The sequence below is a fragment of the Pseudomonas sp. ICMP 10191 genome, assembly GCF_001467335.1.
Taxonomy (GTDB): domain Bacteria; phylum Pseudomonadota; class Gammaproteobacteria; order Pseudomonadales; family Pseudomonadaceae; genus Aquipseudomonas; species Aquipseudomonas cerasi.
On record NZ_LKGW01000001.1, the window covers coordinates 50197 to 69611 of the forward strand.

At 62.3% G+C, this 19415-nt stretch carries 14 protein-coding genes and 1 pseudogene; 6 read left to right on the forward strand and 9 right to left on the reverse strand.

The genetic code is table 11. The annotated features are described in order from the left end of the window. Positions 1-75 precede the first annotated feature (75 nt). Positions 76-1263, forward strand: coding sequence for an MFS transporter (locus AO388_RS00150; protein WP_054081172.1), 1188 nt, complete (start codon positions 76-78; stop codon positions 1261-1263). Between the two features lie 28 nt (positions 1264-1291). Here AO388_RS00150 and AO388_RS00155 read toward each other — a convergent pair whose 3' ends face one another. Both AO388_RS00155 and AO388_RS00160 read right to left on the reverse strand, forming a co-directional pair. After that, entirely contained in the window at positions 1292-2005 is a 714-nt protein-coding gene (locus tag AO388_RS00155) for a FadR/GntR family transcriptional regulator (protein WP_003368499.1), read from the reverse strand. 94 nt (positions 2006-2099) lie between these two features. Further along, positions 2100-3842 (reverse strand): IlvD/Edd family dehydratase, encoded by a 1743-nt coding sequence (locus tag AO388_RS00160; protein WP_058415882.1) that lies wholly within the window; start codon positions 3840-3842, stop codon positions 2100-2102. Positions 3843-4056: 214 nt separating this feature from the next. Here AO388_RS00160 and AO388_RS00165 point away from each other — a divergent pair, with 214 nt between their 5' ends. The 5 genes from AO388_RS00165 (at position 4057) to AO388_RS00185 (ending at position 8421) form a co-directional block, all read left to right on the forward strand. Beyond that, complete coding sequence (locus tag AO388_RS00165) at positions 4057-5370, forward strand: MFS transporter (RefSeq protein WP_003318619.1); 1314 nt, start codon at positions 4057-4059, stop codon at positions 5368-5370. A gap of 35 nt (positions 5371-5405) precedes the next feature. Beyond that, the gene (gene araD1, locus AO388_RS00170) at positions 5406-6398 is read left to right on the forward strand and encodes an AraD1 family protein (RefSeq protein ID WP_005755049.1); all 993 of its coding nucleotides are present in this window, start codon (positions 5406-5408) and stop codon (positions 6396-6398) included. A gap of 127 nt (positions 6399-6525) precedes the next feature. Continuing rightward, on the forward strand, positions 6526-6810 hold the full coding sequence (locus AO388_RS00175; RefSeq protein ID WP_003368505.1) for a DUF5629 family protein: 285 nt from the start codon (positions 6526-6528) through the stop codon (positions 6808-6810). An 80-nt stretch (positions 6811-6890) separates the two neighbouring features. Beyond that, positions 6891-8063 (forward strand): lactonase family protein, encoded by a 1173-nt coding sequence (locus AO388_RS00180; RefSeq protein WP_058415883.1) that lies wholly within the window; start codon positions 6891-6893, stop codon positions 8061-8063. A gap of 175 nt (positions 8064-8238) precedes the next feature. After that, entirely contained in the window at positions 8239-8421 is a 183-nt protein-coding gene (locus tag AO388_RS00185) for a hypothetical protein (RefSeq protein WP_003305416.1), read from the forward strand. 228 nt (positions 8422-8649) lie between these two features. On the opposite strand, the gene AO388_RS00190 is transcribed toward AO388_RS00185, so the two are convergent. The 7 genes and pseudogenes from AO388_RS00190 to AO388_RS00220 all read right to left on the reverse strand — a co-directional run bounded on the left by AO388_RS00190 (position 8650) and on the right by AO388_RS00220 (position 19415). Beyond that, positions 8650-12294 carry an AAA family ATPase gene (locus tag AO388_RS00190; protein WP_058415884.1) on the reverse strand — a complete coding sequence of 1215 codons (3645 nt, stop codon included), beginning with the start codon at positions 12292-12294 and terminating at the stop codon, positions 8650-8652. Continuing rightward, entirely contained in the window at positions 12291-13535 is a 1245-nt protein-coding gene (locus tag AO388_RS00195) for an exonuclease SbcCD subunit D C-terminal domain-containing protein (RefSeq protein ID WP_058415885.1), read from the reverse strand. The genes AO388_RS00190 and AO388_RS00195 overlap by 4 nt, the downstream gene beginning before the upstream one ends. 42 nt (positions 13536-13577) lie before the next feature. Next, entirely contained in the window at positions 13578-15236 is a 1659-nt protein-coding gene (locus AO388_RS00200) for a BatD family protein (protein WP_058415886.1), read from the reverse strand. Beyond that, complete coding sequence (locus AO388_RS00205; protein ID WP_058415887.1) at positions 15233-16951, reverse strand: VWA domain-containing protein; 1719 nt, start codon at positions 16949-16951, stop codon at positions 15233-15235. Before AO388_RS00205 ends, AO388_RS00200 begins: the two co-directional genes overlap by 4 nt. Next, positions 16948-17987, reverse strand: a pseudogene (locus AO388_RS00210) (vWA domain-containing protein). The gene AO388_RS00205 and the pseudogene AO388_RS00210 overlap by 4 nt, the downstream one beginning before the upstream one ends. Beyond that, complete coding sequence (locus tag AO388_RS00215; protein WP_004414100.1) at positions 17980-18474, reverse strand: DUF4381 domain-containing protein; 495 nt, start codon at positions 18472-18474, stop codon at positions 17980-17982. The pseudogene AO388_RS00210 and the gene AO388_RS00215 overlap by 8 nt, the downstream one beginning before the upstream one ends. Beyond that, on the reverse strand, positions 18471-19415 hold the full coding sequence (locus AO388_RS00220) for a DUF58 domain-containing protein (RefSeq protein WP_003318876.1): 945 nt from the start codon (positions 19413-19415) through the stop codon (positions 18471-18473). Before AO388_RS00220 ends, AO388_RS00215 begins: the two co-directional genes overlap by 4 nt.

Genomic DNA, 19415 nt, shown 5'->3' on the forward strand with positions numbered 1-19415 from the left:
CCTGCTCGCCTGCATTAATCAGTCTGAGGTCTACATATGTCTGGAGGTTACTCAAAAGGTGAAACTCGCCCACCCATGCGCTTCATTCTTCTGATATTGGGGCTCGATGTGCTTGGTATCGGTCTGGCGATTCCTGTCATGCCGACGCTGATCGCGACTATCTGGCCATCGTCTACCGAGCATGTCTCGTTGGCGCTGGGCGTGGCGCTGACACTTTATTCGGCGATGCAGTTTCTGTGCGCGCCGCTGCTGGGGGCGCTGAGCGACTGTCATGGGCGCCGGCCGGTATTGCTTCTGGCGCTGGCCGGCATGTGCCTGGGCAATCTGATGGCTGGCTTCGCCGGCAGCCTGACGGTCTTGCTGATAGGCCGTGCCATCGCAGGAATCACTGCCGCCAATATCGCCACTGCGATGGCCTATATTGCGGACATCAGTGAGGGTGAGCAGCGCACGCATTTCTACGGTGCAGCGGGCAGTGTCATCGCCATAGCGCTTGTTTTCGGCCCGGTCATAGGCGGGGGGCTTGCGTCTTACGGGCCGCACTTGCCCTTTCTGGTCGCTGGCGGCCTGGCGGCAATCAACCTGCTGTATGGCTACATGAGGTTGCCGGAAAGCCTTGCGGCCGAGCATCGGCGCGCCTTCGAATGGCGGCGAACCAACCCGTTTGGCAGCCTGCGAGGACTATGGGGTACGCAAGGCCTGCGCCCGTATCTGCTGGCTGCGACGTGCTCCTGGTTCGCCTACGGGATATTTCAAAGCTGCTTTGTGCTGGCCAATCAGATGCGTTATGGCTGGAGCATGCTTGAAGTGTCGTACGCATTGGCGGCGCTCGCCCTGGGCATGGCGTTCGCGCAGCGCGTACTGGTACGCAAGCTGACGCCAATCATGTCCAACCAGCGGATAATCGTTACCGGTTATGCCTGTTGCTTACTGGGTTATGCTTTCTATACGGCCGCTGCAAGCGTTTGGCTGACGTTGGTGGGAATGTGTTTCCATGCTGTCGGGCTGATTGCCGAGCCGGCGTTGCGTGGTGAGCTGTCGCGTCATGCCAAGGCAGGGCATCAGGGCGAGCTGCAGGGGGGGCTGACATCCCTGCTGAGTCTAGTGGGCGGTGTAGCGCCAGTGATTGGCGCTCTGATCTTTTCGGGTAACGTCGGCTCGGGCGAGCATTTTCTGTGGCTGGGCGCCCCGTTTTTGGTCAGCCTGTTGATGTACGTGCTGGCGATAGGATGCATCCAGAGGGGGAGAACATCAGCCGCCTGAAACGGTTGACCCTCAAGCTGGAAACCCGTCAACCGCCGCCCAGGACTACACTCAGCGCATTGCGCGCATCGTCCAGTTGCACCAGCGAAGCATGGCGTGCGCCCAGTGCGTCGCGGTTCTGGATGGCGGTGAGGATTGCCTTGTGACGAGGCATGGCCAGTTCGTGCAGGTTGGGACGCTTGTTGGAGTATTTGAGCGCCTCGCGCAACGCCAGTGACAGCATGTTGCACAGGTGTGCCAGCAGGTCGTTGTGGGTGGCGTCGGCGATGCGGCTGTGGAAATCGAGGTCGGGTTGCAGCAGGTCTTCCGGCGTCGGTGCGGCTTCCATGCGCAGATAGGCTTCGTGGATCGACTCGATCTCTGCGTCGGTGGCATGCTGCGCCGCCAGTGCGGCAACCGCTGGTTCGATGACCGCGCGTACGCTGGTCAGCAGGTTGAAGAAATCATTCTGCGGCGAGCTTTGCATGACCCAGTGCAACACGTCCGGGTCCAGCAGATGCCATTCGCGGCGCGCCTTGACCACTGTGCCGACACGCGGACGCGAATAAACCAGACCCTTGGCCACCAGAACCCGTGTCGCTTCGCGCAGGACCGGGCGGCTGACGGCGTACTCTTCGCAGAGCAGCGCTTCGGCAGGCAGCTTTTCGTCAGGCTTGAAACGGCCGGACACGATTTGCATGCCCAGTTCCTGGACGATGCGCGCGTGCATGCTTTTTCGGTCGGAAGGCTTTCGATAATCCATGGGAACGCAGTGGGGTCCTGGCGGTGATTGCTGGGCATCATACCATCGCGCAACGATTACGGCGGCCATCTGCGTCAGGCGGCCGCCGTTTCGTTCAGTGCGAGTGACGAGGGACTTCGGCGCCCCTGCAACCGACCAGGAAGTCGAAATCACAGCCCTGGTCTGCCTGCATCACCCGGTCTACGTACAGTTGACGATAGCCACCGATCAACAGCTGCTGCGGTGCCTGCCAATCGGCGAGGCGCGCCGCCAGTTCGGCTTCCGGGATGTCCAGATGCAGACGTCCGCCAGCGCAGTCCAGCTCGATCCAGTCGCCTTCCTTGACCACCGCCAGCGGACCGCCGGCTGCGGCTTCCGGCGCCACATGCAGAACCACTGTGCCGTAAGCCGTGCCGCTCATGCGCGCATCGGAAATACGCACCATATCAGTCACGCCCTGTGCCAGCAGCTTGGCTGGCAAGCCCATGTTGCCGACCTCGGCCATGCCCGGATAACCTTTGGGGCCGCAGTTCTTGAGCACCATGACCGAGTTGGCATCGATGTCCAGATCCGGGTCGTTGATCCGTGACTTGTACATCTCGAAATTCTCGAACACTACTGCGCGGCCACGGTGCTGCATCAGTGCCGGTGTCGCGGCCGAGGGCTTGAGCACCGCACCCAGCGGCGCGAGGTTGCCGCGCAGCACGCAAATCCCGCCGTCGGCGCGGATCGGGTTATCCAGCGCGCGGATCACCTGATCCTCACCATAGATCGGTGAGTTGCAGGTGTTTTCGCCGATGCTCTTGCCATTGACGGTCAGGGCATCCGGGTTGGGCAGCAGGCTGGCCTCGTTCATGCGCCGCAGCACGGCGGGCAGGCCGCCAGCGTAATAGAACTCTTCCATCAGGAAGCGCCCCGACGGTTGCAGGTCGACGATGGTCGGCATGCCACGGCCCATACGCGACCAGTCATCCAGGTCCAGATCGACGCCGATGCGTCCGGCGATGGCTTTCAAGTGGATGACGGCGTTGGTCGAGCCACCGATGGCCGCGTTGACCCGGATGGCGTTTTCGAATGCAGCCTTGGTGAGAATCTTCGACAGGCGCAGGTCTTCGCGGACCATGTCGACGGCACGCATGCCGGACATGTGCGCCAGCACGTAACGCCGCGAATCCACCGCCGGAATGGCCGCGTTGTGCGGCAGCGAAGTGCCCAGCGCTTCGGCCATGCAGGCCATGGTCGACGCCGTGCCCATGGTGTTACAGGTGCCAGCCGAGCGCGACATGCCGGCTTCGGCGGACAGGAATTCATCAAGGCTGATGGTCCCGGCCTTGTAGGACTCGTGCATCTGCCAGACGATGGTTCCGGCGCCGATGTCCTTGCCTTCATGCTTGCCGTTGAGCATCGGTCCGCCGGTGACAACGATGGCGGGGATGTCGCAACTGGCAGCGCCCATCAACAGGGCAGGGGTGGTCTTGTCACAACCGGTCAACAGCACGACCCCGTCGATGGGGTTGCCGCGAATCGCTTCCTCAACGTCCATGCTCGCCAGGTTGCGGGTGAACATTGCGGTAGGGCGCAGGTTGGATTCGCCGTTGGAAAACACCGGAAACTCCACCGGCCAGCCGCCTGCTTCGATCACGCCGCGTTTGACATGCTCGGCGATCTGCCGGAAATGCGCGTTGCAGGGGGTCAACTCCGACCAGGTATTGCAGATGCCGATGATCGGCTTGCCTTGGAACTGGTGGTCGGCAATGCCCTGATTCTTCATCCAGCTGCGGTACATGAAGCCATTCTTGTCGGCGGTGCCAAACCACTGGGCAGAACGGAGGGTCGGTTTTTTATCGGAGTCAGACATGATCGGCTCTCTTATTGTAAGACTTAATGGCGATACTGCTGGCTAAGGTAAGCCTAAAAAACGCGCATTGGAAGAGTTGTCAGTTTAAATAGTATTACTATATAGTCGGTCGTAGACAAGGGATCATCCTGGCGCATGTGCTGCGTTATTCAGCCCCCAGGCACAGAGGCGATCCCCGCAGGTTCCATAACAAAAACAATGGGAGACCGCCTACATGAGCCAGGAACTGCGGCTTATACGCCGCATTACGTTCAAACTGATTCCTTTCCTTATCCTGCTGTACCTGATCGCTTATGTAGACCGCTCTGCCGTGGGCTTTGCCAAGCTGCACATGGGCGCGGACATCGGTATCGGCGACGCCGCCTACGGGCTGGGTGCCGGACTGTTCTTCATCGGTTACTTCCTGCTGGAGATCCCCAGCAACCTGATGCTTGAGCGCTTCGGCGCACGCCGCTGGTTCGCGCGGATCATGATCACCTGGGGCGCGATCACCATCGGCATGGCCTTCGTCCAGGGGCCGCACAGCTTCTACGTCATGCGGTTTCTGCTGGGCGCTGCCGAGGCGGGCTTCTTTCCCGGTGTGCTGTACTACATCACCCAGTGGTTTCCGGTGCGCCATCGCGGCAAGATCCTTGGCCTTTTCATCCTCTCGCAACCCATCGCCATGATGATCACCGGGCCCGTTTCCGGCGGTTTGCTGGGCATGGACGGCATACTCGGTCTGCATGGCTGGCAATGGCTGTTCATCGTCATCGGCACGCCAGCGATTCTGCTGACCTGGCCGGTGCTGCGCTGGTTGCCGGATGGTCCGCAGCAGGTCAAATGGATGGATCAGGCCGAGAAGGACTGGCTGACCGGTGAGCTGAAAAAGGACTTGGAAGAATACGGCCAGACCCGCCACGGCAATCCGTTGCACGCCTTGAAAGACAAGCGTGTGTTGCTTCTCGCGCTGTTCTATCTGCCAGTGACCTTGAGCATCTACGGTCTGGGCCTGTGGCTGCCGACGCTGATCAAACAGTTCGGTGGCAGTGACCTGACCACCGGCTTCGTGTCATCGGTGCCTTACATTTTCGGCATCATTGGCCTGCTGATCGTGCCGCGCAGTTCCGATCGCCTCAACGACCGTTACGGGCATCTGGCCGTGCTCTATGTGCTGGGTGCCATCGGCCTGTTCTGCAGCGCCTGGCTGACCATGCCGGTGGCGCAGCTGGCTGCATTGTGCGTCGTGGCGTTCGCGCTGTTTTCCTGCACGGCGGTGTTCTGGACCTTGCCGGGGCGGTTCTTCGCGGGTGCAAGTGCCGCAGCCGGTATCGCGCTGATCAATTCGGTCGGCAACCTGGGCGGCTACATCGGGCCGTTCGTGATCGGTGCGTTGAAGGAAATCACCGGCAGCCTGGCATCGGGCCTCTATTTTCTGTCGGGTGTCATGGTCTTCGGGCTGCTGCTGACCGGCATCGTCTATCACGTGCTGGAGCGCAAGCATGTGCTGCCAGTGTCCGACTTCGCGGCGAGTGCCAAGGCGAGATAGGTTTTCAGCGGCCCATTATCTGGAAGGAGAATTTCATGCGGTTAGTACAGTTTGAATTGAGCGACGGTCAGCGCCGGGTCGGTCTGGTCGATGGTGATCAGGTGCGTGAGGTCCAGGGTGTCGAAAGTGTTCGCGAGCTGGCGCTGGCGGCAATCGAGGCGGGTTCGGCTCTGGCGCACCAGGTCGAGCAGCGTGGCGTTGGCGAGACGCATGACTATTCGCAGTTGCTTGAGGCGTTGCGGATCCTGCCGCCGCTCGACCATCCTGATCCGGCGCACCTGCTGGTCAGCGGCACCGGGCTGACCCATCTGGGCAGTGCGTCGGCACGCGACAAGATGCACCAGCAGTCCGGCGACGAAGCCTCGATGACCGACACCATGCGTATCTTTAAATGGGGCGTCGAAGGCGGCAAGCCGGCAGCGGGGCAGGCCGGTGTTCAGCCAGAGTGGTTCTACAAGGGTGATGGCAGCATTGTCGTGCGCCCCGGACATTCGTTTTCGCTGCCGCCCTTTGCCGAAGATGGCGGGGAAGAGCCCGAGCTGAGCGGCCTGTATGTGATCGGTCATGACCGCAAGCCTTATCGCCTGGGCTTCGCCATCGGTAACGAATACTCCGATCACGTCATGGAGCGTCGCAACTACCTGTATCTGGCGCATTCGAAACTGCGCGCCTGTTCTTTCGGTCCGGAGTTGCGCGTGGGCGACTTGCCGCAAAGCCTGTCGGGCACCAGCCGGGTCTGGCGCGACGGCAAGGTGCTGTGGGAAAAAGAGTTCCTCAGTGGCGAAGCGAACATGTGCCACAGCCTGGAAAACCTTGAATACCATCACTTCAAGTACGCACAGTTCCTCAGGCCCGGTGACGTGCATGTGCATTTCTTCGGCACCGCGACGCTGTCGTTTGCCGATGGCGTGCGCACCCAGCCGGGCGATCGTTTCGAGATCAGTCAGGCCGAGTTCGGCAAGCCGCTGGTCAACGGTTTGGCACCGAGCGAGCCGGTGTTTCAGCCGGGCGGCATCGGCAAGCTGTAAGCGCAGTCCCTGTTTGATTGCTCACCGTGCCAGCGCTCGGCGCTGGTACGGCTCTACTTGCGCTCCGACTGTATCTACGCCTGCCTTTTGCCCTATCATTCGCGCTTTTGCTGGCCGGATGAATTTCATGACTACCACACCCACCACACTGCTCGCCGCACTCGAAGCCACCACCATGCTGGAAATCGACGGTCTGCACGCCTGGGACTTCTCTCTGGGCGAGGAACTGAACGTCGAATGCATGGACGGCCGCGAGCGCAAGGTATGGCGCTTCACCAAGGCGCAAGTCGATGCTGCGACCTTCGATGAATCCCTGCAAAGCTGGGTGATCAACGACGGCAACGCCGATCACCGGATCATCTGCCTGGATGCCTTCACCCCTTCCGATGAAGATGATTCTGCGCAGGATTGAGTAAATGCGGGCTGGCGCTGTCATAGACCCCGACAGTGCCGTAACAGGCATCAATAACTTCGATAACAAGGGATGCCCCCATGCCCCATAAACTTCTGCCGTGGCTGGCGATTGCCAGTGCCATGAGCGCATTTACCCTGCAGGCCCAAGCCATGCCCGATACTGAATTGCTGATAGGTTCCTACACGCAAGGCAAGAGTGAAGGGATCTATCGTTTTGCCTTCGACAGCAAAACCGGGATGATCGGCGCCAAGCCGCTGCAAGTGGTCAAAGCCGAAAACCCGTCGTGGCTGACCGTCTCCAGAGACCAGCGCTACCTGTTCGCGGTCAATGAAAATGGCCCCGGACAAAAAGACGTGGTCGGTAAGGTCAGCAGCTTTGCGATCGACCCGAAAACCCGTCAGATCACGCCGATCAATCAGGTTCAAAGCCGTGGTGAAGAACCGACGCACTCCAGCCTGAGCTACGATGGCCGTTACCTGTTCGTGGCCAACTACGCCGTAAACCCCGACCCGGGCGGTGCGCTGACCGTGGTGCCGGTGGGCAAGGACGGCACGTTGAGCGAAGCCGTTCAGGTGCTGCCGCTGGGTCCTGGAAGCAAGGTCAACAGTGAGCGGCAGATGTCGTCGCATGTGCACCTGGCCGTGCCGACCCCGGATGACAAGTACGTGGTGAGCGCCGACCTGGGCGCTGACAAGCTGTTTGTCTATCAGTACGACGCCAGCCAGGCCAAGCCATTGCAGCCAGCCAAGGTGCCGTTCGTGCAGTTGCCGGGCGGCTCCGGACCCCGTCATACCCTTTTCAGTGGGGATGGCAAGCATGCCTGGCTGGTGCTGGAAATGACCGCCCAGGTCGCAGTGTTCGACTACCATGACGGCGGCTTCAAGCAGACCCAACTGGTCGACATGAAGAACAAGGGCGTGGAAGAGAAAAACGGTGGTGGCGCCTTGCACACTTCACCGGATGGCAAGTTTCTGTACGTGACCAATCGGGGTGACGCGAATCAGGTCGTGGTGTTCCGCATCGATCAGGCCAGCGGCAAGCTTGAAGAAATTCAGCGTCGCTCCCTGGAAGGCAAGGAGCCACGCGAGTTCGCTTTCGATCCGACCGGCACGTTCATGCTGTTCGCCAATCAGAAAAGCAACCAGATCGTGACCGTACGCCGTGATCCGCAGAGCGGGAAGATCGGTGAAACGGTGCAGAAATTCGATGCCGATGCACCTTCGTACCTGCGTTTTCTGAACGACAAGTAAGCTGCCCCGGCTCCAGCCCCCAAGATACAAGGGCTGGAGCCGTTATCATTCTTGATGATATGGGTTAGTGCTACAAAAGATTTCTGCTGAACCACCCTCGGGCGTAAGTTTGAGTCACGGCCATAACGGTCAGGACTTCAAACCAGCGTACAGACAGACAAGAGGGGTGACCGACATGAATTTCAATCTTTTCTCCATCATCGCTGCATCTGCTATCTCGGCAAGCGTCGCTCTTCCGGCCAGCGCCAGTGTCGAAGTGAACGACAAGAAAGCCCATGCGACTCAGACGTACACAACCAAATACCTGCAGCAGAGCGCTAATTTCTACGCAGCGCTGGACCACAAATCCGCCCAGTGATTGATCAGCCGTCAAGCTTTCGCGAGCATGTTCGCCCACACAGGTCCCTGCGACTTACTGCCCAATGCGTGGCAGACCATGCACGGAATGTCAGGCGAGCCTGTTCGCGAAAGCGCTGGTGGCACAACATTCAAGAGGCGGACGCAGAGCGTCCAGAGCGGCATTCCCATGCGCAGCGTGAGGAACGATAGTCAACTGCCGTGCCTCACGTTCCGCGTCGCAGGTCCCTCAGTTGCCCACCTCGATTGTGCTCAATCCATTGCCCTGACGACGTACCTTGATCTGCACCGGGATTCGTTCGTGCATTTCCTGGACGTGGGAAATCACGCCGACCTTGCGGCCCTGAGCCTGCAAGCCGTCGAGGGCGTCCATCGCCAGTTGCAGCGATTCCGGATCGAGGCTGCCGAAACCTTCATCGATGAACAGTGACTCGATGCGCAAGGTGCTGGATGCCATCGAGGCGAGGCCCAGCGCCAGTGCCAGCGAGACGAGGAAGGTTTCCCCGCCGGACAGCGAATGAACCGAGCGTAGTTCGTCGCCCATTTCCGTGTCCATGACCAGCAGACCGAGCATGCTGCCGCCGCGTTTCAGGCGGTAACGGCGCACCAGTTGCCTGAGCTGCGCATTGGCATGGTGGACCAGCAGATCAAGGTTGTAGGCCTGGGCGATTTTGCGAAACCTGTCGCCTTCTGCCGAGCCGATCAACGACGCCAGACGTGCCCAGCGCAGGTATTCGCTGTTGGCGTCGGCGATGCGCGTCTGCAGTTCGCTGCTGGCGTTGCGGCGGCGCTGATCTTCACTGAGTTCGGCACGCAGGTCGGCGCAGTGCTGCTCACTGAGCGCCGACTGTTCATGGGCCTGTTTCAGCGCTGCTTCCAGTTGCGCACTGTCGGTCAGATCACTGTGTTGCGCCTGATGCTGTTGCAGGCGCTGATCGCGTTCCTGCAGCAATACTTTTGCCTGCTCCAGCGCCTTGTCGGTGCTACTCAATTGCACACGCAGTTGCTCGATATGTGCGTCGTCGTAGGTCAGCAGGGTGTCCAGCGCGCTATCGTCCAGTTGCGGATGCTGAGCGCGCCATTCGCTGATCTGCACATCAAGTTCAGCCAGTTCCTGTTGCAGGGCCTGCTGCTGTTGCTGTTCGGACTTGAGCTCGGCAGCCAGTTGAATCAGTTGATTGTGGATATCCTGCAGCGCCTGCGCTGCCAGACTTTCTGCCTGTCTGGCCTGCTCGATGGTCTGCTCCAGCGCCTGTTGCCATTGCTCTGCGCTGGCGTGGTCGCCCAGCAGACCGGCAAGTGTCTGCTGACTGTTATGCCGTTGCTCGCCGAGCCGGGTGACTTCCTGCGCCAGTTCGGTCTGGCGGTGCACGCGAGTCTGCTGCTCGACCTGCTGCTTCTCGATCTTCTGCTGACGCTCGGTTTGCTCCTGCTGCTCTTCGTGTTGCTGCTCCAGCTGATCGAGACGCTGTGTCACCTGCTGTTCTAGCTGCAGCACGGTCGCCGATGCATCGCTGCGCAGACCTTCAAGCACCTGGGGCGATACCAGCGGCGTGAATGCCGTCAGTTCTTCTTCCAGCCGCTGCCCGTCGACCTCCAGTTGCTTGAGCTGCTCGGCAACATGGCCCGCAGCGCTCTGGCTGGCTTCGCTCGCCGCCTGCAGCTGCTGCTGCAGGCGTGCAGCGTCTTTTTGCAGGGTCAGCAAGGCTTGCTGACGTTGCTCGTCACGGCTGATGACTTCGCTCAGTTGACTCAATTGCTGGCTCAACCAGCTGTCGCGCTTCTCGGCGTCGCGGTCGAGTAACTGGGCGGCGAGGGGATGTGACTCCAGGTCCGGTGCCAGGGCCTGATGGCGCGCGTTGAGCTGTTCGTGCTGACGCAGCAGCTCTTTCTGCCGGGCGATCACGCCACCGACCTGCTCACGCAATTGATTGCGTTGCTCGGTCAGCAGGTCCACGGCTTTCTGCGCGCTGGCCTGCTCGTTGTCGTCGTGTTGCGTGAGGCTTTCGAGCAGCGCCTCCGGCTGATGCCAAGGGTGTTCGATGCTGCCGCAGACCGGGCAGGGCTGGTCGTCCTGCAACTGCACGCGCAACTCCTCGACACTGGCGCTGCGGGCGAGGCGCTGGCGCTCCAGCAGTTGCCGGGTAACGGTCAGGGTCTGCTCGGCGACGGTCAGTTCATCACGAACGCGAAGGCCTTCGCTGTTGAGCTGTTCGCGTTGCTGCTGGGCGCTCTGCTGTTGCTGGGTCAGCTCGGCAAGTTGCCGGTCGACGTCCTGCTGACTGGCCCACAGACGGGCCAGCTCCTCGAAGGCACGCTGCTGTTTGCGGTTGTCCTGCAACAGGCTGCCGAGGATCTGCACCTGTTCGGTCACTGCCTCCACTTCGCAATCGGCTTCGCGGTACAGCAACTCCAGCGCGCTGCGTTGCTCGGTCAGCTGCTGATCGGCAGTGTTGGCACGTTGCTGCAGGGCAGGCAGCTCGCTGTGCCCGTGCTTGAGGCGATTGGCGATCAGCGTGAGGGATTTCAGGCGGTCACGCCACGCGTTCCAGGCCTGAGCCAGTGGCGCCAGTTCGCTGCTGTGCTGCAGTTGCCCGGCAATGCGCTCCAGACGTTGAGCCACCTGCTGTTGCTGATCGAGCAGGGTTTGCAGGCTGGTCTGGCCCTGGATGCAGAGCTGCTCGCTCTGCTGGTGCAGGTCGGACGCCTTGGCCATTTCCTGGGTCAGGTGATTCAGGGTGTTCTGTGCTTCGAAAGCCTGCAGCAACAGCGGCTTGGCGCTGCTGTGGGCTTGCTGGGCTTCCAGCAAACTGGCCTGCGCCTGAGTACGGTGGCTTTCCAGCTGTTGCTGCTGGTCGTGCAGCGAGGTCTGCTGTTGCTGATGCTGGCGAATCTGTTCAGCCAGCGGATCAAGCTGAGCATTCAGCGTGACCCGACGCGCGAAGCGATGACGCTGCGGGCCCAGGCGTTCCAGCTGGCCGCGGGTCTGGCGTGCTCCGCTGTGGTCGTCCCAGGCCTGTTGCGCACTGTGCAGGGCTTCCTGGGCAGCGAGCTGTTCATCACGCAGACGGTGCAGTTCGGTGAGCCACTGCTGTTTGATTTCCAGTTGCCGTTGCTGTGTCTGATGGGCCTTGAGCTGCTGCTGCGCGTCGCTCAGGCGTTGTTCCAGTCCAGCCAGCAGTTCCGGGGCCAGCGGGATGATGTTGCTGGCCTGCGCAGTCAGGGTTTTCAGGGCGTCTTCGGCTTCCTTGCTTTTGCTGTACGCGCGCCGACCGAGCTGGCTGTAGATCGCGGTGTTGGTGAGCTTTTCCAGCAGCTCGCTGCGTTCCTTGTCATCCGCCTTGAGGAACGCGCTGAACTCGCTCTGGGCAAGCATCACGGCGCGGGTGAACTGCTCGAAGTTCAGGCCCAGGCGATTTTCGATCAATTGCTCGAATTCGCGTTTGCTCTGGTTGCTGAGGATTTGCTCGCTGTCCAGATCGGTGAGGGTCTGGCGGCTGGCCTGCAGTTTTTTGGTCGCATTGTCGCGCGCGCGATTGGTTTCCCAGCGCGCGCGATAACGCCGCTGATCGATGCCGATGAAGTCCACCTCGGCGTAACCGCTGCCCGTGCCGCGGCGCAGCAGGGTACGTGGGTCGCTGGTGGTGATGTCGCCATCGATGTCCGGGACCTTGGACTGGCCGATATTGCTCAGCCGCGGAATCGCCCCGAACAGCGCCAAACACAAGGCATCGAGCAGGGTGCTTTTGCCCGCGCCGGTAGGACCGGTGATGGCAAACAGTCCGGCGCTGGCCAGCGGCTCGGCAGTGAAGTCGATTTCAAAGGGGCCGGCCAGCGAGGCCAGGTTTTTCAGGCGAATGGCGAGGATTTTCATGGCAGCTCGCTCTCCTGCTGAACTTCGCGCAGCAGCGTGGCGAAATCGGTCAGCGTCTGTTCGTCGACCTCGCTGCCGAAGTTGTCCTGCCAGGCACGGCTGAACAGTTCCTGAGGCGTGAGCTGGTCCAGTTCGATCAGCGTGGCGTCACCCTCGTTGCCGTCCGCGCTGCCTTTGCCGGCATATTCGGCACCGATGCGTACCAGCCGCACGGCCTTGCCCTGTAGGGCGTTTTCGATCTGGTTGCGCAGGTCCGGCTGGGGTTCATCCAGGCGCACGCGTACTTCCAGCCACGGCTGGCGGTCCGGATCGGCGAGCAGGTCGATGTCCGGCAGCGCCTTGAGCTGTACCAGCAGATCGGCCAGTGGCGCAGGCCCGAGGCGTTGCAGGTTGACGGCGCGAGGGATGAACAACGGCTCGACACTGGTCAGCGTCTCGCCGTCGCAATTGATCTCCAGAATCTGGTGCTGATAGCTGATTTCCGAAAAGGACAGCGGGATCGGCGAGCCGCTGTAGCGAATGCGCTCCTCGCCGTTGACCCGCTGCGGTTTGTGCAGATGGCCCAACGCAACATAGGTGATGCTCGGCCCGAACAGGATGGCCGGCAGGGCTTCGGCGTTGCCGATGATCAGGCTGCGTTCGGAGTCTTCCGAGACCGAGCCGCCTGCCATGTGGGCGTGGCTGATGGCTATCAATGCCTGACCGGGCTGGCGCTTGAGGTCAGCCGCCGCGATCAGCAGCTCATGCACCCGGCCGATGCCACGCAGGTAGTCATCGCCCAGGGTCGGACCGGTGACTTCGGCGGGACGCAGGAACGGCAGCGCCAGGCACCAGGCCTTGATGTCGCCATTGGCGTCCGGCAACGGCAACAGCAGGCGTTCGGCATCCAGCACGCCATCGTCCAGCCACATTACCCTGCCCAGCGCGTGGGTACGCAAGCGGCGCATCAGCGGGGCGGGAAGTTCGATACGCGAGCCGGAGTCGTGGTTACCGGCGATCATCACGATGGTCAGCAGCGGCTGCTGCTCGTGGGCGTTGACGATGAAGTCGTACAGGCGTTCCTGCGCTTTGACCGGCGGGTTGACGGTGTCGAAGATGTCGCCCGCGATCAACAGTACATCCGGTTTACGGTCGGCCAGACGGGCCAGTAGCCAGTTCAGGAAGCAGGCGTGTTCGAAATCCCGCTCCTGGCCGTGCAGGTTCTGACCCAAGTGCCAGTCAGAGGTGTGAAACAGACGCATTGGTTTACCTTGTCGTATAGGGGTGTTGCCTGAGCTGCATCCTTATTTGGGATACAGCGGCGGCAACCCGGCATCACCTGCCGGGTCCTGAATATGTTCGGCGGCGGGCAGCTTGCGCACCGCGCGCCAGAGGTCCCCGCCCAGCCACAATTTGCCGGTTTCGCTGTACAGCGCACCGTTGAGACCGTCCAGGGCATCGGACAGCGGCACGAAACGCGCGGCCATTTCGGCCAGGGTTTCCGGTTGCTGGCGTGCCCAGGCGTCGAGCGCCTGACGGGTGCCCTGCGGATCATTGGCCAGGCAGGCGCGTTTGAGGTCATCGAGTACGGTACGCGGGCTGGGCCCGGTCTGCACGGCCCGGGCGATTGCCGGCTGTCCACGGGCGCGCCACCACAGGCCGAAACCGAGCAGTGTGGTGCAAAGCAGCAGCAATGTGCTCATCTGCCACGGCCAGACTGGCGGACCGATCACGGTCACGCCGCTCATGTCGTTGTTCACCGGGGTGTCCACCGCCAGACCGGGGTTGCTGCTGATCTGCAGGGTGCGCGCGGGCAGGCTGGTGTGCTCCAGATGATCTTCGCGGGTATTCCACCAGGTCACTTCAACCGCAGGCAGGTCGATTGCCCCGGCGCGGGCTGGCACCAGGGCCTCGCTTTCTTCGCGCGTGCCGATCAGGCCGCGTTCGCTGGGCAGGTTGCGCAGTTGTGGCTGATCCGGGTAACGCCGCAGGCCAGGTACTTCTGTGGGCGGCAGAGGTGGCAGCTGCGCGCCGGCCAGCCCTTCGGCCTTGAGCGTCAGGGTGCGGGTCAGCGAATCGCCGACCTGCGTAGTGCCGGGCTCCGGGCTCCAGCTTTCTTCCAGGTTGATACTGCGTGCCGGCAACCAGGCGACATCGGCCGGGTAGTCGGCAGGCTTGGGCTTGACGGTCAACGGCACTTCGGCGGACTTGACCCGCACCGATCGGCCCGGCTGCGGACCGAACGGATTGCTGTCCTGGGCTTGCGAACCCTCGGCAGGCGTCTGCACCAGCGTGGCGCTGAACACTTGCGCCGGTATCTTCAGCACGCCGCTCTGCTGCGGGTAGATCGCGTAGCGTGTCTCGATGACCCCGTGGCGCACACCGTTGATCAGCTTTTCGTAAGTGCGCGAGTCACCGAGTTTTTCGACCCGTGCGTCCGGCACTTGCAAGGGGCTCAGGCTGCTGTCGTCGAACAGCGACACCGAGTGGTAGACGCGCAGGGTCAGCACGGCCTGGGCCTGAACATACACGCTGTCCTGATCCAGGCTCGCTTCAATAAAGATCGATGCCAGATGGTTGCCTTGCTCCTGGGGCTCGCTCTGCAGGACCTGCAAGGTCAGCGGCTGGCTTTTCAGCTCGCCCAGTTGCAGCGACGGAATCAACACGCTTCCCGTCTCGCGAGGCAGCAGGGTGACGATCCAGCGCGTCGTTGCCTGGCTGCTGCCATCCAGGGTTTTCAGGCTGTTGAGCTGGCGCGTGTCGCGCACCTCGAAACTGCTTTCCAAGGCGCTCATGTCCGGCTTGCCGAACTGCGTCACATCGTCGGTTTCCAGCGTCAACTCGACGGTTTCTCCGGCGTTTAGGCGCGTGCGGTCAACGCTGGCGGTCAGTTGCGCAGCCTGCAGCGACAAGGTGATCAGGCTCAGCAGCAGGCCGATCAATAAGGTGTAAACGCGACTCATCGGGTCTTTTCCTGATGTTGCTGTTCGTAGCGAAATTTGCGCCGCAACAGTTCGCCCGGATCATCCGGAATCTGCCTCAGCCACTGCTCCAGCTCCTGACGCCGCTCGCCGGTCATGGGGCTGTCGGCGGACTGAAGCGGCGGGCGGGTGGTCTGTTCGTCGTCTGCCGACTCGCCCGAGGTGGCCTGGCCGCTGCTGTCCGGCGGCAGGCTTTCGCTGGTGCCGGGTTGATCCGATCGGGACGGGTTCTGCTCGGCGGGTGAAGCGCTGCTATTGGGATCTTGCGACGCCTGCTGACCTTCTTCGCCTTGATCGGCCTTGTTCTGTTCGTCCTGGGCAGGCTTCTGCTCTTCGGTCTGATCCAGCAGACTTTGCACCAGTGCCCGATTGGTTTGTGCCGCAGGGAAGTCGGGCTGCCGGTCCAGGGCCTGCTCGTAGGCATCCAGTGCCGCTGCCAGCTCGCCGTTACGGGCCAGCGCATTGCCACGATTGTAGTGGTCGGCGGCGCTGTTGCCTTCGGCAAACTGCCGGGCGGCGCTGGCGTAGTCTTGCGCCTGGTAAAACGCCACGCCTTTCCAGCGCGAGTCTTCGAAGCGTTGCGCAGCTTCGGCTGGCCGGTGCTGTTCCAGCAACCGCTGGCCCTGTTGATCGGGACGCAGCCACAGGTCCTGAAACTCGAACGCCTGGCTGTTCTGCGGAAACATGAATATCAGCGGCAGGCAGAACAGCCAGCCGCGCCGACCGGCCAGTGCCGCGATAAGCAGCAGGGGCAGCAGCAACCAGTGGCCCTGGTCAGCCCAGGTGTCGAGTTGCACGAACTGGCCGTCGCGGCTCATGTGTCGAGGGCTGGCCAACAGACCAAGGCTGCGCAAGTCCTCTTCATCGCCGCGTGCCTGGCGATAGCTGCCACCGACCTGATCGGCGAATTCGTTGAGGCTGGTGCTGTCCAGGCGCGGGACCAGAATCGCACCCTGATCGTCCTTGAGCAGGCTGCCGTTTTCCTGTGTGACCGGCGCGCCTTCGGGCGTGCCGACCCCGAGGATGAGCAGTGGCGGCGATTGCCCGCGCAACGCGGCACGGATGCCCTGACGTTCCTGTTCGCTCAGCGACGAGGTGATCAACAGAATCCGCCCCTGACCCAATGCGCCCTGTTTGAGCAGGTGCAGCGCTTTCTGCACGGCCAGATCGGCGCGCTGGCCGGTCACCGGCATGATCGACGGTCTGATGGCTTCCAGCAGGTTGTGGCTGGTGACCAGATCATCGGACAGCGGCACCAGGGTGTGTGCGCTGCCTGCGTAGACAACGACGGCGGTCTGCGCATCGCTGCGCTTTTGCAACAGGTCCAGCAGCTTGCGTCTTGCCTGTTCCAGACGGGTAGGGGGCGTGTCGGTGGCGAGCATCTGTGGGGTGAGTTCGAGAATCACCACCAATGGATCGACCGGCTTCTGGCTGATCTGTTCGACGCGCTGCCAACTGGGGCCCAGCAAGGCGAAAAGGGCCAGCAACCAGGCGAGCCCCAGCGCGACCCATGGCAGTTTGCTGTTGCTGCCGCGCCCACCGTTGAGCAACACCTCGTGAAAGTGAGTGGGCAGCAGCATTTGCCAGCGTCCGGCGCGTTTCTGCCGGTGCCAGAGCCGCCAGATCAGCAGCGCCAGCAGTGGCGTGATCAGCAGCCATTCCGGGCGAAACCAGTGCGGCCAGAGCCCGCTGATCATCGCGACCTCCACAGGCTTTTGCAGCGCTCACGCCAGTTGATGGAACGCACCGCCGTCAGTAGGCGTTGCAGGGCGTTGTTCGGCCACAACTCACGCAGCACCAGCAGCACACTCAGCAGCAGGGCTGTCGCCAGTGGCCATTGATAAAGCGCTTGCGCCGGACGCGCCTGGGTGGGCTGCTGTGCCACCGGCTCCAGGGCATCGAGGGTGGCGCGGATTTTTTCCAGTTGGTCGCCATCGCGCGCGCGGAAATACTGGCCACCGCTTAGGCTGGCGATTTCCTTGAGTGTCGGTTCGTCCAGATCAAGACTGGGGTTGAGGCCAAGTACGCTCTGCAGCGCGTCCTTGTCAGGGTCCGAGCCGATGCCGATCGGGTAGATTTTCACCCCTTCTTCGGCAGCCAGGCGTGCGGCGGTGATCGGATCGATCTGACCGGCGTTGTTGGCGCCGTCGGTGACCAGCACCAGCGCACGACTGGTGGCCGGACGCATACGCAGACGTTTCAGGGCCAGCCCGATGGCATCGCCCAGTGCGGTGTTCTTGCCTGCAATGCCTATCCTCGCCTCGTCGAGCCAGACCCGCACAGTGCGGCGGTCATAGGTCAGTGGCGCCTGAACAAACGCCTGGGTGCCGAACAGGATCAGGCCGACCCTGTCGCCCTTGCGGCCTTCGAGAAAGTCACCGAGCAGTTGTTGCACCAGCACCAGCCGGCTGACTTCATCGCTTTTCCATTGCATGTCCGGGTAGTCCATCGAGCCAGACACGTCGACCGCCACCAGCAGATCGCGGCCGCTGGCAGCCACCGGCAGCGGCTCGCCCAGCCANTCAGCAGCAACAGCCAGATCAGCAAGAACGGCGCACGCTGTCTCCACACCGGCAGATTGGCTTTGGCGCGGCGACCGCTCAGGCCTTCGAGTTCACTGAGAAAGCTGACCTTGAGCGCGGGCTCGCCGCTGTCGGCCATGGGCAGCAGGGCGCGCATCAGCCACGGCAATGGCAGCAGGGCGAAGACCCACGGCCAGGCGAACTCAAACATGTTTGCGGATCCAGGTATCGACTGCCTGAGTCAGGCCGGTGATGGCCTTGTCGTCCAGTTTGCACTCGGGCTTGTAAGCGCCTTCAACCAGAATCATCCAGCGCGTCAGGCCGGCCGCCGGGCAGCGATTGTCGAGGAACGCCAGCCATTTGCGGCCGTTAAGGGTATGGCTCTGGCTGTGTGGGTAGTGGTTACGGCACAGGCGCTTGAGCAGGCCGTTGATCTGCTGCAGCCAGGCACCGGCCGGCGCGCCGTCGTAGGGTTTCGGCAGGCTGGCCAGTTCCGCCAGCGCGGCGAGGCGAACCGGGTCCAGCGGCTGTTCGCTGCGCACGTTGCGGGCCTTGGCCGGCAGCAGTTTGCGCAAGCGCCACAGACCCCAGCCCGCCACGGGGATCAGCAACAGCAGCAGCCACCAGCCCGGCGCAAGCGGCCAGAAGCCGACGGCTTCGGGCGCAATCAGCGGCTCCAGCTGATCGAGGGGATTCATTTGCGCTTCACCGGACGTCGCGCGTTGAGGTATTCGCGCAGTTGTTCGACGAGCTCCGCCTGGGTACTCAATGGCATGAGCAATACCCGCAGCTTCTGCGCCAGCAACTCCCAGCGCGCCGTGCGCTCCTCGCCCTGTTGTCGGTAGGCGCGGCGCAGTTCGGGGTTGAGGGTGTCGATTTCGAGTTGCGCGCCGCGTTCGGCAAAGCGCAGCAAACCGGCAGCGGGCAGGGCGCGGTCCAGTGGGTCGGAAAGCGGCAGCAACAGCAGGTCGCTGTGCCGTGACAGCAGGCTCAGTTGTTGTTCGGCGGCATCGGACAGGGCGCGCTCGTCGCAGAGGACGATGACCAGACTGCCGGGGCGCAGCACTTCCCGTGCGCGACGCAGCGCAGTGCCGAACGCATCGCGGTCTGGCGGAATCTCGGTATGCAGCGACTGATTGACCCGCACCAGCCGGTTGAGCAACTGCAGCAGGCTTTGTTTGCTGCGTCGCGGCTTGATCTCGTAGTGTTCGTTATCGCCGAACACCAACCCGCCGACTCGGTCGTTGTGTTCCAGCGCCGCCCAGCCGATCAGCGCGGCCGCCTGAGCCGCGAGTACCGACTTGAACATCAGGCCGGAGCCGAAGAACAGCCGTCGGCTCTGTTCCACCAGAATGAAAATGGGCCGCTCGCGTTCCTCATGGAACAGCTTGGTGTGCGGCTCCTGCGTGCGTGCCGTGACGCGCCAGTCGATGCTGCGCACATCGTCACCGGCCTGATAGACCCGCACCTGATCGAAATCCACACCACGCCCGCGCAACTTGGAATGGTGCAGGCCGATCAGCGGGCTGCGTTGGCTCGGGGTGGAAAACAGCTGCACTTCCCGCACCCGATGACGCATCTCGATCAGCTCGCTGAGGCTGACGCGGATGCCCGGCTGGGGGATCAGGTAGGGTTGCAT

What these genes read in the sequence shown, in the direction of transcription:
- AO388_RS00150 (WP_054081172.1), top strand. Translation starts at nt 76, where the DNA reads ATGCGCTTCATTCTTCTGATATTGGGGCTCGATGTGCTTGGTATCGGT.
- AO388_RS00155 (WP_003368499.1), bottom strand. Translation starts at nt 2,005, where the DNA reads ATGGATTATCGAAAGCCTTCCGACCGAAAAAGCATGCACGCGCGCATC.
- AO388_RS00160 (WP_058415882.1), bottom strand. Translation starts at nt 3,842, where the DNA reads ATGTCTGACTCCGATAAAAAACCGACCCTCCGTTCTGCCCAGTGGTTT.
- AO388_RS00165 (WP_003318619.1), top strand. Translation starts at nt 4,057, where the DNA reads ATGAGCCAGGAACTGCGGCTTATACGCCGCATTACGTTCAAACTGATT.
- araD1 (WP_005755049.1), top strand. Translation starts at nt 5,406, where the DNA reads ATGCGGTTAGTACAGTTTGAATTGAGCGACGGTCAGCGCCGGGTCGGT.
- AO388_RS00175 (WP_003368505.1), top strand. Translation starts at nt 6,526, where the DNA reads ATGACTACCACACCCACCACACTGCTCGCCGCACTCGAAGCCACCACC.
- AO388_RS00180 (WP_058415883.1), top strand. Translation starts at nt 6,891, where the DNA reads ATGCCCCATAAACTTCTGCCGTGGCTGGCGATTGCCAGTGCCATGAGC.
- AO388_RS00185 (WP_003305416.1), top strand. Translation starts at nt 8,239, where the DNA reads ATGAATTTCAATCTTTTCTCCATCATCGCTGCATCTGCTATCTCGGCA.
- AO388_RS00190 (WP_058415884.1), bottom strand. Translation starts at nt 12,294, where the DNA reads ATGAAAATCCTCGCCATTCGCCTGAAAAACCTGGCCTCGCTGGCCGGC.
- AO388_RS00195 (WP_058415885.1), bottom strand. Translation starts at nt 13,535, where the DNA reads ATGCGTCTGTTTCACACCTCTGACTGGCACTTGGGTCAGAACCTGCAC.
- AO388_RS00200 (WP_058415886.1), bottom strand. Translation starts at nt 15,236, where the DNA reads ATGAGTCGCGTTTACACCTTATTGATCGGCCTGCTGCTGAGCCTGATC.
- AO388_RS00205 (WP_058415887.1), bottom strand. Translation starts at nt 16,951, where the DNA reads ATGATCAGCGGGCTCTGGCCGCACTGGTTTCGCCCGGAATGGCTGCTG.
- AO388_RS00215 (WP_004414100.1), bottom strand. Translation starts at nt 18,474, where the DNA reads ATGAATCCCCTCGATCAGCTGGAGCCGCTGATTGCGCCCGAAGCCGTC.
- AO388_RS00220 (WP_003318876.1), bottom strand. Translation starts at nt 19,415, where the DNA reads ATGCAACCCTACCTGATCCCCCAGCCGGGCATCCGCGTCAGCCTCAGC.